The organism is Streptomyces sp. NBC_00090 (assembly GCF_045160815.1).
Lineage (GTDB): Bacteria > Actinomycetota > Actinomycetes > Streptomycetales > Streptomycetaceae > Streptomyces.
Genome location: NZ_CP108224.1, coordinates 5,861,948 through 5,876,164 on the forward strand (window position 1 = coordinate 5,861,948; position 14,217 = coordinate 5,876,164).

Here is a 14,217-nt window from a genome sequence, read left to right on the forward strand (position 1 = left end):
CGTGTACGTACTGAAGACAACCGCTGGAGACGCCCGGTGAGTTCCCCAGATCCTCAGGTTCGCGCAGCGCGAAACCACTCAACCCGGTCCGCCGCGCGCGGACCCGTCGTCGCGGTCACCGGTGCCGCTTCCGGCGTCGGTGACCTGCTGACCAGGCGCCTTGCCGCCTCCGACGAGGTCAAGCAGGTCGTCGCGATCGACGAGCGCCGGGGCGAGGTCGCCGAGGCGCAGTGGCACATTCTCGATGTGCGCGATCCGGCCATCGCCGAGAAGCTGCGCGGCGCGGACGTCGTCGTGCACCTCGCCGTCGATCTCGACCTGGAGACCGACCCCGCCGCCCGAACGGCCTACAACGTGCGCGGCACGCAGACGGTCCTGACCGCCGCCGCGGCCGCCGGCGTGCACCGGGTGGTGCTCTGCACCTCCGCGATGGTCTACGGCGCCCTGCCCGACAACGACATCCCGCTCTCCGAGGACGCCGAGCTCAGGGCGACGGCCGAGGCCACCGGCGTCGGCGACATGCTGGAGATCGAGCGCCTCGGCCGCCGGGCCCCCCGCGCGCACCCCGGACTCAACGTCACCGTCGTCCGACCGGCCGTCCTCGTCGGCGGTACGGACACGGCGCTGACCCGCTACTTCGAGTCGCCCCGGCTGCTCGTCGTCGCCGGCTCCCGGCCCACCTGGCAGTTCTGCCACGTCGAGGACCTGGTGAGCGCGCTGGAGTACGCGGCCCTGGAGAAGGTCGACGGCGAGTTCGCGGTCGGCTGCGAGGGCTGGCTGGAGCAGGAGGAGGTCGAGGAGCTCTCCGGGATCCGGCGCATGGAGCTCCCCTCCGCCGTCGCCCTCGGCGCGGCGGCCCGCCTCCACCGGATCGGGCTCACCCCCTCCCCGGCGGGCGACCTCGCCTACACCATGCACCCCTGGGTGGTGAGCGTCGGACGGCTCCACGACGCCGGCTGGCGGCCCAAGTGGACGAACGAGGAGGTCCTCACGGCGCTCCTGGAGGAGGCCGAGGGCCGCCACACGGTCGCCGGCCGGCGCCTGGGCCGCAAGGACGCGACGGCGGCGGGCGCGGCCGGCGCGACCGTGGCCCTGCTCGGCACGGCGGCGCTCGTACGGCAGATGCGGAAGCGGCGCGGGATCTGACCCGCGCCGGGCGGGGTCCGGGTGCCGCCCCGGTGCGGCCGAGAACACACCCCGGGCCGGGCGGCCTGTAGAACCCTCCTACAGAGGGTTCCGACCACCGGTCGAAACCGCTATTCCGGGATGTCGGCGGCGTACGGCACCATGGGCGCATGGCACGCACCCACGACCACCCCGGCGAGCAGGCCGCCGCCGACCCGATCAAGCTCCTCGCGATCCGGGAGACCCCGCTCTCCGTGGACGAGGTCCTCCGGGCCGTCGGCGACGACGCTTCCGGCGGCACGACCCTCTTCGTGGGCACCGTGCGCAACCACGACGGAGGCGCGGACGTCGACGCGCTGGGCTACTCCTGCCACCCCACCGCGGACGCGGAGCTGCGCCGCGTCGCCGAGAAGGTCGCCGCCAACTATCCGGTCCGCGCGCTGGCCGCCGTGCACCGTGTGGGCGACCTCCGGGTCGGCGACATCGCGGTCGTCGTCGCGGTCTCCTGCCCCCACCGCGGAGAGGCCTTCGAGGCCTGCCGCAAGCTGATCGACGACCTCAAGCACGAGGTCCCGATCTGGAAGCACCAGACCTTCTCGGACGGCACGGAGGAGTGGGTCGGCGCCTGCTGAGCGCCCTCGCCCCCGGTCCCTGGCCGAAGGCCGGGGGAGGGTCGGCGCCTGCTGAGCCCTCGTTCCGGTTCGCAAGGCGACGCGCCGACAGCGCGTAGCCGAACGCCCGATTTGCGTAACCGGCCCCCAGGCACGAGCGTTGTTGGCACAGATGAAAGTCTGCTGATCAACTCACTGGGGATGGGAGGTCGGGATGGCAGCGCTGGCCTGGTTGCTGATTCCGCTTTTCGCAGTCGTCGGCGCGGCGATATGGGGAAGCTGGGCTTCGAGGAACAAGACGATAGGTGACGTGGCCGAGCTCGCCGGCTACGCACGCTTCCGGGACGCGATGGAGCGGTCCCACACGACCGAGGACCATGTACGGCCGGAGCGCGAGACGGCCACGACGGTCACCCCCGTCACCACGTCGACGTCCAGCTGACGCGGCCCGTCGGCCGCCCCGTACGGACCGCCCCAGGGGTGCACCCACAGACGAGTCCCGTACTGTCGTTCCATGCCACGCCGCACCGCGACGATGCTCGCCTCCACCCTGGTGTTGATCTCCCTGCTCATCGCAGGCGTCCTGATCCCGGTGCCCTACGCGGAGATGAGCCCCGGCCCGACGGTCAACACCCTCGGAGAGGCCAGGGGAGAGCCCGTCCTCCAGATCTCCGGACGCAAGACCTACCCGACCGACGGTCACCTCAACATGACGACGGTCCGCGTCACCAGCGCGGACTACCGGATGAACGCGGTCGAGGCCGTCTACGGCTGGCTCGCCCACGACAACGTGGTGGTGCCGCACGACACGCTCTACCCGGACGGCAAGACCGAGGAGCAGTCGAGCCAGGAGAACGCCGAGGAGTTCAGCCAGTCCCAGGAGAGCGCCAAGGTGGCCGCACTCGGGGAGCTGGGCATCCCGGTGACCAGCCGCGTCGTCGTCGCCACCGTCGTCAAGGACTCCCCGGCGGAGGGCGAGCTGCACGCCGGTGACGTCATCAAGGCCGTCGACGGTGTGGCCGTCACCGAGCCGGGTGACGTCGCCAAGCAGGTCACGAAGCGCAAGCCCGGCCAGGACGTCGAGTTCACGATCGTCCCCGCCAAGGAGGCGGCCGAGGCCGAGAAGGCGCGCAAGGAGCCGACCGTCACCCGGAAGGTGGTCATCAAGACCGCCACCTCGGAGGAGGGCGACCGGGCGATCGTCGGCATCCAGGCCGGGACCGACCACGTCTTCCCGTTCACGATCGACATCAACCTGGCCGATGTCGGCGGCCCCAGCGCGGGCCTGATGTTCGCCCTCGGCATCGTCGACAAGCTCACCCCGGAGAGCGTCACCGGCGGGAAGTTCGTCGCCGGCACCGGCACCATCGACGACAAGGGGAAGGTCGGCCCGATCGGCGGCATCGACATGAAGCTGGTCGGCGCGCGCAAGGCGGGTGCGGAGTACTTCCTCACCCCGGCCGACAACTGCGAGTCCGCCGCCTCCGACACACCCGACGGCCTGACCCTGATCAAGGTCGACACCATCGACGACGCCACGAAGTCGCTGGAGAAGCTCCGCAAGGGCGACACGGCGAACCTGCCGAGCTGCTCGAAGGGCTGACCGGTCCGGACACGGACGAGGGGCGCCCGGTCGAAAGACCGGGCGCCCCTTCTCCTTACCGTCGCCGTGTACCGGCGCGGCTCGGCCGTCCGGCGCGTCGGGGCCGGACAGGCCTAGGACTCGAAGGTCGCCGACAGCGCCTCGGCGAGTCCCGGCACCAGGTCGGGGCCGGTCAGCACCTCGGTCGCCGAGTCCTTCTCGCGCAGCCGGATCGCCGCCTCGCGCGCGCCGCTGCGCAGCACCGCCACGGTCATCCGGACCTCCTGGCGGTCGGGATGCGCGGCCACCCACTTGGCGAGCTGCTTCTCGCCCAGCCCCTGCGGCACCTGGGCCTCCGCCGACGGGGGCAGCATCAGCCGCTCCACCGTCAGAGCGCAGCCGGCGACGCCGTCGGGCCAGGCGATCGTGCCGAGGAAGTCGTCGAGCTTCTTCCCGCGGGGCAGCTTGTCCTGCTCGATCGGGGTGTAGGCGGTGGCGTCGTCGCCCAGGCCGAGCTGGGAGGCGAGGGCGGGTTCCTTGGCACGGAGCCGTGCGGTGTCGACGAGGGCGAACAGGCGGGCCGGCTGGTCCCAGCCGAGACCCGACGCGTACTCGTCGATCTCGAGTACCGCGCGGGTGAGGGGGCTCGCGGCCATCGCCGGGCCTGAGGGGGAAACGTTGGACATGACGAACATCCTGCCTCCTCTTCCCCCCAAGACGGGAACTAGGTAAAGCCTCAGTAAGTTGCACCAGTGGGCTCTACGATCGCGGGGCCTGCTTTCAGACGCATCAACATCGAGGGGCGCACGTTGGCTTTCCAGATGCCGGACCGCGGCGGAGGCCCGTCCGGGCCAAGGATGAGAGTCGGCCGGCCGTCACGGCGGGCCCGCACCCTGCTCATGACACTCGGGGTGCTGGCCGTGCTGGCCATGGCGTTCGTGATGTTCGCCGGGTTCTGGACGGACTGGCTCTGGTACCGCTCGGTCAAGTACTCGTCCGTGTTCACGACCACCCTGTGGACCAAGATCGGGCTCTTCGCGGTCTTCGGCCTGCTGATGGGGCTCGCCGTCGGCTTCAACATCTGGCTGGCGTACCGGCTGCGTCCGCCGCTCAGCGCGATGTCGCTGGAGCAGCAGAGCCTCGACCGGTACCGGATGGGTGTCGCCCCCTTCAAGAAGTGGGTGCTGCTCGCGGTCACCGTCCTGGTGGCGCTGATCGCCGGAGCCTCCGCCTCCGGCCAGTGGCGCACCTGGCTGATGTGGATCAACGGGGTGAAGTTCGGCCAGAAGGACCCGCAGTTCGGGCTCGACGTGTCGTTCTACGCGTTCGACCTGCCCTGGTACCGCTTCCTCCTCGCCTTCGGTTTCGCGGCCGCCGTCCTGTCCCTGATCGCCGCCGCGCTCACGCACTACCTGTACGGCGGGCTGCGGATCACCAGCCCCGGCGCCCGCGCGACCGCCGCCGCCACCGGTCACCTCTCGGTGCTGCTCGGCGTCTTCGTCTCGCTGAAGGCCGTGGCGTACTGGCTCGACCGGTACGGCCTGGCGGTGAAGTCCAGCGACTTCAAGGCCACCGGCAACTGGACGGGCCTGCGGTACGTCGATGCCAACGCGTACCTGCCGGCGAAGACCATCCTGTTCTGCATCGCCGCGATCTGCGCCGTGCTGTTCTTCGCGACGCTCTGGCGCCGCACCTGGCAGCTGCCGGTGATCGGCTTCGGTCTGATGGTCCTGTCCGCGATCCTGATCGGCGGCCTGTACCCGGCCATCGTGCAGAAGTTCCAGGTCCAGCCGAACGAGCAGGCCAAGGAAGCGCCGTACATCCAGAAGAACATCGACGCGACCCGCAAGGCGTACGCGATCGACGGGACGAAGCCGGAGAACTACTCGGGCAAGTCGACGGTGAAGGCCAAGGACCAGCTGCGCACGGACGCCGACTCGGCGGCCAGCTACCGCGTCCTCGACCCGAACATCGTCTCGCCGACGTTCCAGCAGCTGGAGCAGAAGCGGAAGTACTACCAGTTCCCGACGACCCTGGACGTCGACCGCTACCAGGGCAAGGACACGGTCGTCGGTCTGCGGGAGCTCAACATCAAGGGCATCCCGAAGCGGAACTGGATCAACGACCACTTCACCTACACCCACGGCTACGGCGCGATCATGGCCATGGGTACGCAGACGGACGCCAACGGCTCCCCGGTCTTCACCGAGGCCGGACTGCCGACGACGGGTGACCTCGGCACGTACCAGCAGCGGATCTACTACGGCGAGAAGACCGACCAGTACTCGATCGTGGGCGGCCCGCAGAAGGAGCTGGACTACGAGGAGAACGGCGAGAAGACCACCAGCTACAAGGAGAAGAGCGGCGTCAGCCTCTCCGGCGCCTTCAACCGCGCCGCCTACGCGGTGGCCTTCAGCGAGCCGCAGATCCTCTACTCCGGGGCCATCGGCGAGGGCTCGCGGATCCTCTACAACCGCACGCCCAAGGAGCGCGTCGAGGCCGTCGCGCCCTGGCTGACCATCGACGGCGACGCCTACCCGGCGGTCGTCGACGGGCGGATCCAGTGGATCGTCGACGCCTACACGACGACCAACGGCTACCCGTACGCCTCGCGCACCACGCTCGGCGACACCACGGCGGATTCCCTGACCGTGGGCAACCAGCAGCGCGCGGTCGTCGCCCAGCAGAACCAGGTCAACTACATCCGCAACTCGGTGAAGGCCACCGTCGACGCCTACGACGGCACGGTGAACCTCTACCAGTGGGACACGCAGGACCCGGTTCTCAAGACCTGGATGAAGGCCTTCCCGGACACGGTCAAGCCGAAGTCCGACATCAAGGGCGACCTGCTGGAGCACCTGCGGTACCCGCAGGACATGTTCAAGGTCCAGCGCGAGCTGCTGACCCGCTACCACGTCACCGACCCCGCGCAGTTCTACAGCGGCTCGGACGCCTGGCAGGTGCCGGACGACCCGACCAACAAGGACGGCAACGCGGTCCCGCCGTACTACCTGAGCATGAAGATGCCCGGGGACACGGCGCAGCGCTTCTCGCTGACGACGACGTTCACGCCGAGCGGCCGGCCCAACCTGGGCGGCTTCATGGCGGTCGACGCCGACGCCACCAGCAAGGAGTACGGCCGGCTGAGACTGCTGCGGGTCACCGAGGACGTGCCGGGCCCGGCCCAGGTGCAGAGCAAGCTCAACGGTCTGCCGTCCGTGGCCCAGTTCGTCCGGGACATGAAGGGCGCCGACTCCGACATCCAGTACGGCAACCTGCTGACCGTGCCGCTCGACGGCGGGTTCCTGTACGTGGAGCCGGTGTACGCCCAGGGACGCAACGCGCTCTATCCGCTCCTGAAGAAGGTCGCGGTGTCCTACGTGGACGCGGACCAGCCGGACGGTGACACGACCAAGGACACCACGGTGTTCGAGGACAACCTCACCAAGGCTCTGAACGCGGTCTTCGGGGTGGAGGCACCGTCGACGCCCACGACCCCGCCGCCGGGCACCACACCTCCGCCGCCGACGTCGAACGACGCCGCGCTGAAGCAGGCGATCGCCGACGCGCAGAAGGCGTACGACGCGGGTGAGGCGGCGCTCCAGAAGGGCGACTGGACGGCGTACGGCAAGGCGCAGGAGGACCTCCAGGCGGCCCTCCAGCGTGCCGCGGACGCCGGAGCGAAGCTGAAGTCGAGTGGGGCAGGCGGCTGACCTGAGGTTTTCCGTCCCCGCGTCGTGATACTGTGGTTTCACCGACGCGGGGTGGAGCAGCTCGGTAGCTCGCTGGGCTCATAACCCAGAGGTCGCAGGTTCAAATCCTGTCCCCGCTACTCAGAACGAGGGCCCGGATCCATAAGGATCCGGGCCCTCGTCGTGTGTCGAGATGACGGGGGGCACCGAAGAGCGGTACGGAGGGGGCGAGTTGGTGTGAGGCGTGTTTGACTTGTCTCTCTGTGGGCATGTCGACAAAACGCTGAGTGACCTCACTGGCTGCGGTATACCAGGTGTGCTCGGGTTGCGGGTGGTGCGACGATGGTATTTATGGGGGACAGGGCAACTCTGTTGGAGACAGGGCGGTTTGTGCAGCGGCACGCCAGAAACGCCGCAGACGAGATCATCGAGGCAGTGGGGGCCGTCGATGCGGCCGTCGACACCACCGCCGAGACCGATGCCGACACCGAGACCGAGACGGAAACCGAGAGCGAGGCGCGCCACCGGCGCGCGGCCGAGCGCGGAGACCTCGCCTCGATGAGCGCGCTCGGCGCGCTGCTGCTGCGCCGCGGTGACCTCGACGGTGCGGAGCCCTACCTGCGGGGTGCCACGGCCCAGGGGGACCGGGCCGCCGCCAACAACCTCGGTGTCCTGCTGCACCAGCGGGGGTACGCCGACGAGGCCGCCGGCTGGTGGCGGGTCGCCGCCGTCGCCGGCTCCGCGCCCGCCGCCCACGCCCTCGGCCGCCACCACCGCGAGCGCGGCGACGAGCCGGCCGCCGAGTACTGGCTGCGCCAGGCCGCCGAGCAGGGCCACGCCCTCGGCGCCTACGCCCTCGCCGACCTCCTCGAGCACCGCAGCGACGTCGGCGCCGAGCGCTGGCTCCGCGCCGCCGCCGAGCAGGGCCACCGCGAGGCCGCCTACCGCCTCGCCGTGGCGCTGGAGCGCCGCGCGACCGAGCCGGGCCGCGGAGGGCCGCACGAGGCCGGCCGCGGACCGCACGAGACCGGCTCCCGGCTCCGGGCGCCCGGCGGCGCGGGCGCTGTCCCGCCGGCCGGCCCCGGCGGCGTCACGGACCCCGACCCGCCCACGGCCGAGCCCACCGAGGCCGAGCAGTGGTTCCGACAGGCCGCCGCCCGGGGACACCGGCGCGCCGCCCTGCACCTCGGCGCGATCCTGGAGAAGCGCGGCGACCTCAAGGAGGCCGGCCGCTGGTACCTCAGCTCCGCCAAGGAGGGCGAGGCCAAGGCCGCCTGCGCGCTCGGCTTCCTGCTCCGCGACGCGGGCGACCAGGAGAGCGCCGCCGTGTGGTGGCTGCGCGCCGCCCAGGACGGCGACGGCAACGCCGCCAACGCCCTCGGCGCGCTCCACGCCGCCAGGGGCGAGCAGCAGACCGCCGAGCGCTGGTACCGGGCCGCCATGGACGCGGGCGACGTCAACGGGGCGTACAACCTCGGGCTGCTCTGCGCCGCCCAGGACCGGATCCCGCAGGCCGAGCAGTGGTACCGCCGCGCCGCCTACGCGGGCCACCGCGAGGCCGCCAACGCGCTCGCCGTGCTGCTCCTCCAGGCCGGCGACGCCAACGGCGCCGAGCCGTGGTTCTCCAAGGCCGCCGAGGCCGGCAGCGTGGACGCCGCCTTCAACCTGGGCATCCTCCACGCGGGCCGCGACGACGACCGTACGGCCCTCGTCTGGTACGAGCGGGCCGCCGCCGCCGGGCACACCGAGGCCGCCCTCCAGGTCGGCATCGCGGCCCTGCGCGACGGCGACGAGCGGACCGCCGAGCGGCACCTGCGGTGCGCGGCCGGCGGCGGCAGCGCCGAGGCCGCCTTCCGGCTGGCCACGGTCCTCGACGCGCGCCGGCCCGAGCCCGGCCCCGCCGTGCTCGGTGCGCCCCGGGACGAGAAGACCGAGTGCGAGGAGTGGTACGAGCGGGCCGCCCAGCAGGGGCACCGGCGTGCCCAGGTGCGGGTCGGGATGCTCGCCGCCGGGCGCGGCGACCTGGCGGAGGCCGACCGCTGGTACCGCGAGGCGGCGGAGGCGGGCAGCCGCAACGGCGCCTTCAACCTCGGGCTGCTCCTCGCCCGCGAGGGCAGCGAGCGCGAGGCCGCGCTCTGGTGGACCCGGGCCGCCCGGGCCGGCCACGGCCGCGCCGCGCTCCGGCTCGCGCTGCTCGCGGCGCGCCGGGGCGAGCTCACCGAGGGGCGTCACTGGTGCGCCCGCGCGGTGGAGCTGGGCCCGGCGGAGGTCGCCGAGCGCGCGGCCCGGCTGAGCGAGGCGCTGCACCAGGAGCTCACCGCGTAGCCCTGTCAGGGCCCCGGCGGAACGGATTTGCGCTGGTCGGGGGGCGTCCCGTAGAGTCGTGTTTACCGACGCGGGGTGGAGCAGCTCGGTAGCTCGCTGGGCTCATAACCCAGAGGTCGCAGGTTCAAATCCTGTCCCCGCTACTCAGTAGCAACGAAGGCCCGGATCCGATTTTGATCGGATCCGGGCCTTCGTCGTGCTGCGGAGTGTCGCGGAGTGCCGCGCTGGAGTACGAGAAGGGCCCCCGCCGGAAGCGGGGGCCCTTCTCGATGAAGTCGTGGCGGCGTCAGGCCGTCGTGGCGCAGCTCGGGCAGATGCCCCGGTACGTGACCTCGACGTTGGAGATCGTGAAGCCGAAGCGCTCCGTGTCCGGCAGGTCCGCCATCGGGTCGCCCGCCGGGTGGACGTCGCGGATCGCGCCGCAGCGGCCGCAGACCAGGTGCTGGTGCGGTCGGTGGGCGTTGGGGTCGTACCGCTTGGCGCGGCCGTCCGTCGCGACCTCGATGACCTCGCCGAGGGTGACCATCTCGCCCAGCGTGTTGTACACGGTCGCGCGCGAGATCTCGGGCAGTCGCGTGACAGCGCGGGCGTGGACCTCGTCGGCGGTCAGGTGCACATGATCCCCGTCGAGGACCTCGGCCACGACGCGCCGCTGCGCGGTCATCCGCCAGCCGCGGCCGCGCAGTCGTTCCAACAGGTCACTCATGAGGGCCAGCCTAACAGTCGGGGAGCTCGGTCCCGAACGGGTGTGACTTTGGAAGTTCACTTGACTTAGACAATGTCTATCGTAGGATCGATCCCGGCATTGGCCAAGACCCTGAAGAGGGTTCGGGTCGAGGACAGGACACGCAGGACATGACGCAGGAGGCGCACGTGACGCAGGGACCGCTCACCACGGAGGCCGGCGCGCCGGTCGCCGACAACCAGAACAGCGAGACGGCGGGCGTCGGCGGTCCGGTCCTCGTACAGGACCAGCTCCTCCTGGAGAAGCTCGCCCACTTCAACCGTGAGCGCATCCCGGAGCGCGTGGTCCACGCGCGCGGTGCGGGTGCCTACGGCACCTTCACGCTCACCCGTGACGTCTCGCAGTGGACGCGCGCCGCGTTCCTCTCCGAGGTCGGCAAGGAGACCGAGACGTTCCTGCGCTTCTCCACCGTCGCGGGCAACCTCGGCGCGGCCGACGCGGTCCGCGACCCGCGCGGCTGGGCGCTGAAGTTCTACACCGAAGAGGGCAACTACGACCTCGTCGGCAACAACACCCCGGTGTTCTTCATCAAGGACGCCATCAAGTTCCCCGACTTCATCCACACCCAGAAGCGCGACCCGTACTCGGGCTCGCAGGAGGCGGACAACGTCTGGGACTTCTGGGGTCTCTCCCCGGAGTCGACCCACCAGGTCACCTGGCTCTTCGGCGACCGCGGCATCCCCGCCTCGTACCGTCACATGAACGGCTACGGCTCGCACACGTTCCAGTGGAACAACGAGGCCGGCGAGGTCTTCTGGGTCAAGTACCACTTCAAGACCGACCAGGGCATCAAGAACCTCACCCAGGACGAGGCCAACCGCCTCGCCGGCGAGGACCCGGACTCGCACCAGCGCGACCTGCGCGAGGCCATCGAGCGCGGCGACTTCCCGACCTGGACCGTGCAGGTCCAGATCATGCCCGCGGCCGACGCGGCCGAGTACCGCTTCAACCCGTTCGACCTCACCAAGGTGTGGCCGCACGAGGACTACCCGCCGATCGAGATCGGCAAGCTGGAGCTCAACCGCAACCCGGAGAACATCTTCGCCGAGGTCGAGCAGTCGATCTTCAGCCCGGCGCACTTCGTGCCCGGCATCGGCCCCTCCCCGGACAAGATGCTCCAGGGCCGTCTCTTCGCGTACGGCGACGCCCACCGCTACCGCGTCGGCATCAACGCCGACCACCTGCCGGTGAACCGCCCGCACGCCACCGAGGCGCGCACCAACTCCCGTGACGGCCACCTCTACGACGGCCGCCACAAGGGCGCGAAGAACTACGAGCCGAACAGCTTCGGCGGCCCGTTCCAGACGGACCGTCCGCTGTGGCAGCCGCTCCCCGTCACCGGTGCCACCGGTGACCACGCCGCCCCCTCGCACTCCGAGGACAGCGACTTCGTCCAGGCGGGCGACCTCTACCGCCTGATGTCCGAGGACGAGAAGGGCCGTCTCGTCGAGAACCTGGCGGGCTTCATCGCCAAGGTCTCGCGGGACGACATCGCCGAGCGGGCGATCGACAACTTCCGCCAGGCGGACGGTGACTTCGGCAAGCGGCTCGACGCCGCGGTCCAGGCCCTGCGTGGCTGAGGGCGCTTGTCGTAGGTAGGGCGCGGGCCGGACTTCCGTACAGAAGTCCGGCCCGCTCCCGTGTCCGGCCGCTCCCGAGCCCGGTCGGCTCCCGAGCTCGCTCAGTTCGCGACGCTGTGCACCGGGATCCAGCAGCGGATGATGTCCCGTACGGAGACGATGCCGACGGGGCCCCGGTCGTCGAGGACGACGAGGTGACGGAAGCCGCCGTGTGTCATCGCCTCGGCCGCCTCCGCCAGGGTCCAGGTGGGCGCGGCGAAGACGACGTCGTGGGTGGTGTGGGAGCTCGCGGTCTCGAGGTCGGGGTCCTGGTCCCTGGCGAGGGAGTTGAGGATGTCGCGCTCGGTGAGTATGCCGAGCCCGCCGGCGTCGGTGTCGAGGACGACGGCCGCGCCGACGCGGCGCGCCGACATCAGCCGGGCCGCCTGTCGGAGGGTGTGGGCGGGGCCGATGGTGAGGACCACTGTGCTCATGGCGTCACGAACGAGCATGGGCGGAGCCACCTCCTTGGTGAACCGTTCGCGCCTCAACGAGAACCGATTCACAAGTTCACAAGTGGGGGGACTCTCAGAGTGACACCGGGGGAGAAGCCCGACAAGGGGGCGCGCGAGGCGCCCCCGGGGAGCGACGGCGGCGCTCGGCCCCGTACACCCGGCGGGTGTGATCGGTCCCGCACGCGCGGCACGTGCGATGGGACGCGCACGCGCGTCCCGCGGGCTCAGTCCTCCGCGCTCTCCTGGTTCAGGTAGCTCAGCAGCTCGCCGTGGAGCAGGCCGTTGGACGCCGCCGCGTTGCCGCTGTGCGGGCCGTGCCGGCCGTCCAGACCCGTGTAGGTGCCGCCCGCCTCCTGGACCACGATCGCCACCGCGGCCATGTCCCACAGGGACAGCTCCGGCTCGGCGCAGATGTCCACGGAGCCCTCGGCGACCATCATGTAGGGCCAGAAGTCGCCGTACGCGCGGGTCCGCCAGCACGCGCGCGTGAGGTCGAGGAAGCCGTCGAGCCGCCCCTGCTCCTCCCAGCCGCTCAGCGAGGAGTACGCGAAGGAGGCGTCCTCGAGGGAGGCCACCTTCGACACCCCGAGCCGGGTCGCCGAGGCCAGGCTGCGGCCCGTGTACGCGCCCAGGCCCTTCGCCGCCCACCAGCGGCGGCCGAGCGCCGGGGCCGACACCACACCCACCACCGGCTGGAAGCCGGTCTCGCCGGCCTCCATCAGCGCGATCAGGGTCGCCCAGACGGGCACCCCGCGCACGTAGTTCTTGGTGCCGTCGATCGGGTCGATCACCCAGCGGCGCGGGCCCGAGCCCTCCACGCCGTACTCCTCGCCCAGGATCGCGTCGCGCGGCCTGGCCCGCTGGAGCTGGCCGCGGATCAGCTCCTCCGCGGCCTTGTCGGCCTCGCTCACCGGAGTCATGTCCGGCTTCGTCTCGACCTTGAGGTCGAGCGCCTGGAATCGGTCCATGGTGGCCGCGTCGGCGGCATCCGCGAGGACGTGGGCGAGACGCAGATCATCGTGGTAGTCGGCCATGGTCGGCACTCTATCTCCGCGTGATCCCCGCGCGGAGAACCGTCCACCGGCGCCCTTGACAGTGCGGGGACGCCTGTCGACGCTGGGCACGGAAACGTTTCGGTCGGTCCGGGAGGCGAGGATGCCGACTGCCCGCGAGGCCCTGCTCTCCGCCGCGCTCGCCGCGCTCACCGACCGGTCCTGGTCCACCGTGCGGATGGTCGACCTGGCGACCGCCGCCCGGGTCTCCCGGCAGACCCTCTACAACGAGTTCGGCAGCAAGGAGGGGCTCGCCCGCGCCCTCGTACGCCAGGAGGCCGACGCCTATCTGCACGGTGTCCAAGCGCTGCTCGCCGCCCCCGGACCGCCCGAGCGGAACCTCGTCGCCGTCGCCGAGTGGACCGTCGCCCGGGCCGCCGCCCGCCCGATACTGCGGGCCCTGCTGACCGGGGCCTGGAACGAGCGGCTGCCCGTGCCCCGGCCCGTCAGACCCGGCGCCCGTCCCGCCCCCGTACCCGCCCAGCGCCGCGCCGACGCGGGACCGCCCGCGCCGGGCGAGCTCGTGGCGGCGACCGCGGCCTGCGCGGGCGAGCGGTGGGCGGCCGGGTGCGAGCTCGCCGTCCGGCTCGCCCTCAGCCACGTCGTCGCGCCCCCGGTGCCCTCCGGCCGGCCGGAGGGTCAGTGCGAGGAGCCGGAGAGCTGGAGGCCGATGACGCCCGCGATGACCAGCGTGATCGAGACGATCTTGAGGGTGGAGACGACGTCGCCGAGGAAGACCATTCCGTAGATCGCCGTACCGGCCGCGCCGATCCCCGTCCACACCGCGTACGCCGGACCCACGTCCAGCTTGCGCAGCGCGAGGGTGAGCAGCCCGAAACTGCCGAGGGCGAAGGCCGCGAACGCGATCGTGGGCCAGAGCCGGGTGAACCCGTGCGAGAGCTTCAGGCAGACCGCGAAGCCGGTCTCCAGGACACCGGCCACCACCACCAGCAGCCACGCCATGTCAGTGCCTCCCACGCCGTCGGTGACTGCTTTCGTCGCACTTGGTGC

The 14,217-nt window shown here is 71.3% G+C and carries 13 protein-coding genes and 2 tRNA genes; 10 read left to right on the top strand and 5 right to left on the bottom strand.

The features are described from left to right. Positions 1–36: 36 nt before the first annotated feature. From OG361_RS26425 to OG361_RS26440, 4 genes are all read left to right on the top strand, one after another. Positions 37–1,146, top strand: a complete 1,110-nt coding sequence (locus OG361_RS26425; RefSeq protein WP_405857389.1) for an SDR family oxidoreductase — start codon at positions 37–39, stop codon at positions 1,144–1,146. Between the two features lie 149 nt (positions 1,147–1,295). Beyond that, positions 1,296–1,757: a molybdenum cofactor biosynthesis protein MoaE gene (locus OG361_RS26430; RefSeq protein WP_384573830.1), complete on the top strand. Its 462-nt coding sequence runs from the start codon at positions 1,296–1,298 to the stop codon at positions 1,755–1,757. Between the two features lie 289 nt (positions 1,758–2,046). Next, the gene (locus tag OG361_RS26435; RefSeq protein WP_405862736.1) at positions 2,047–2,178 is read left to right on the top strand and encodes a hypothetical protein; all 132 of its coding nucleotides are present in this window, start codon (positions 2,047–2,049) and stop codon (positions 2,176–2,178) included. 72 nt (positions 2,179–2,250) lie between these two features. Then, positions 2,251–3,339, top strand: a complete 1,089-nt coding sequence (locus OG361_RS26440) for a PDZ domain-containing protein (RefSeq protein WP_405857392.1) — start codon at positions 2,251–2,253, stop codon at positions 3,337–3,339. A 113-nt stretch (positions 3,340–3,452) separates the two neighbouring features. Here OG361_RS26440 and OG361_RS26445 read toward each other — a convergent pair whose 3' ends face one another. Then, positions 3,453–4,004 carry a PPA1309 family protein gene (locus OG361_RS26445; RefSeq protein ID WP_405857394.1) on the bottom strand — a complete coding sequence of 184 codons (552 nt, stop codon included), beginning with the start codon at positions 4,002–4,004 and terminating at the stop codon, positions 3,453–3,455. Between the two features lie 135 nt (positions 4,005–4,139). Between OG361_RS26445 and OG361_RS26450 the strand changes: the two genes are divergently transcribed. The 4 genes from OG361_RS26450 to OG361_RS26465 all read left to right on the top strand — a co-directional run bounded on the left by OG361_RS26450 (position 4,140) and on the right by OG361_RS26465 (position 9,478). Beyond that, on the top strand, positions 4,140–7,031 hold the full coding sequence (locus OG361_RS26450) for a UPF0182 family protein (protein ID WP_405862444.1): 2,892 nt from the start codon (positions 4,140–4,142) through the stop codon (positions 7,029–7,031). Between the two features lie 45 nt (positions 7,032–7,076). Then, positions 7,077–7,150 (top strand) — tRNA-Met (locus OG361_RS26455). A gap of 202 nt (positions 7,151–7,352) precedes the next feature. Continuing rightward, entirely contained in the window at positions 7,353–9,335 is a 1,983-nt protein-coding gene (locus OG361_RS26460; protein ID WP_405857396.1) for a tetratricopeptide repeat protein, read from the top strand. Between the two features lie 69 nt (positions 9,336–9,404). Then, positions 9,405–9,478, top strand: a tRNA-Met gene (locus OG361_RS26465). Between the two features lie 143 nt (positions 9,479–9,621). On the opposite strand, the gene OG361_RS26470 is transcribed toward OG361_RS26465, so the two are convergent. Then, positions 9,622–10,041, bottom strand: coding sequence for a Fur family transcriptional regulator (locus OG361_RS26470; RefSeq protein WP_150266252.1), 420 nt, complete (start codon positions 10,039–10,041; stop codon positions 9,622–9,624). Between the two features lie 149 nt (positions 10,042–10,190). On the opposite strand from OG361_RS26470, the gene OG361_RS26475 reads away from it, so the two are divergent. Next, entirely contained in the window at positions 10,191–11,660 is a 1,470-nt protein-coding gene (locus tag OG361_RS26475; RefSeq protein ID WP_405857398.1) for a catalase, read from the top strand. Between the two features lie 101 nt (positions 11,661–11,761). On the opposite strand, the gene OG361_RS26480 is transcribed toward OG361_RS26475, so the two are convergent. Both OG361_RS26480 and hisN read right to left on the bottom strand, forming a co-directional pair. Next, a complete protein-coding gene (locus tag OG361_RS26480) occupies positions 11,762–12,151 on the bottom strand; it encodes a cyclic nucleotide-binding/CBS domain-containing protein (protein ID WP_405857400.1) in 390 nt (129 codons plus the stop codon). A 227-nt stretch (positions 12,152–12,378) separates the two neighbouring features. After that, positions 12,379–13,188: a histidinol-phosphatase gene (hisN, locus tag OG361_RS26485; RefSeq protein ID WP_384577966.1), complete on the bottom strand. Its 810-nt coding sequence runs from the start codon at positions 13,186–13,188 to the stop codon at positions 12,379–12,381. Between the two features lie 121 nt (positions 13,189–13,309). Between hisN and OG361_RS26490 the strand changes: the two genes are divergently transcribed. Next, positions 13,310–13,954 carry a TetR/AcrR family transcriptional regulator gene (locus tag OG361_RS26490; protein WP_405857402.1) on the top strand — a complete coding sequence of 215 codons (645 nt, stop codon included), beginning with the start codon at positions 13,310–13,312 and terminating at the stop codon, positions 13,952–13,954. Here the strand turns inward: OG361_RS26490 and OG361_RS26495 are convergent. Further along, complete coding sequence (locus OG361_RS26495; protein WP_384577970.1) at positions 13,846–14,169, bottom strand: DMT family transporter; 324 nt, start codon at positions 14,167–14,169, stop codon at positions 13,846–13,848. The two genes, OG361_RS26490 and OG361_RS26495, sit on opposite strands and share 109 nt — an antisense overlap. Positions 14,170–14,217: the final 48 nt, after the last annotated feature.

Excerpts from the sequence above, each read along its gene's own strand:
- OG361_RS26430 (WP_384573830.1), top strand. The coding sequence starts at position 1,296 with ATGGCACGCACCCACGACCACCCCGGCGAGCAGGCCGCCGCCGACCCG.
- OG361_RS26440 (WP_405857392.1), top strand. The coding sequence starts at position 2,251 with ATGCCACGCCGCACCGCGACGATGCTCGCCTCCACCCTGGTGTTGATC.
- OG361_RS26445 (WP_405857394.1), bottom strand. The coding sequence starts at position 4,004 with ATGTCCAACGTTTCCCCCTCAGGCCCGGCGATGGCCGCGAGCCCCCTC.
- OG361_RS26450 (WP_405862444.1), top strand. The coding sequence starts at position 4,140 with ATGCCGGACCGCGGCGGAGGCCCGTCCGGGCCAAGGATGAGAGTCGGC.
- OG361_RS26460 (WP_405857396.1), top strand. The coding sequence starts at position 7,353 with ATGGTATTTATGGGGGACAGGGCAACTCTGTTGGAGACAGGGCGGTTT.
- OG361_RS26470 (WP_150266252.1), bottom strand. The coding sequence starts at position 10,041 with ATGAGTGACCTGTTGGAACGACTGCGCGGCCGCGGCTGGCGGATGACC.
- OG361_RS26475 (WP_405857398.1), top strand. The coding sequence starts at position 10,191 with ATGACGCAGGAGGCGCACGTGACGCAGGGACCGCTCACCACGGAGGCC.
- OG361_RS26480 (WP_405857400.1), bottom strand. The coding sequence starts at position 12,151 with ATGCTCGTTCGTGACGCCATGAGCACAGTGGTCCTCACCATCGGCCCC.
- hisN (WP_384577966.1), bottom strand. The coding sequence starts at position 13,188 with ATGGCCGACTACCACGATGATCTGCGTCTCGCCCACGTCCTCGCGGAT.
- OG361_RS26490 (WP_405857402.1), top strand. The coding sequence starts at position 13,310 with ATGCCGACTGCCCGCGAGGCCCTGCTCTCCGCCGCGCTCGCCGCGCTC.
- OG361_RS26495 (WP_384577970.1), bottom strand. The coding sequence starts at position 14,169 with ATGGCGTGGCTGCTGGTGGTGGTGGCCGGTGTCCTGGAGACCGGCTTC.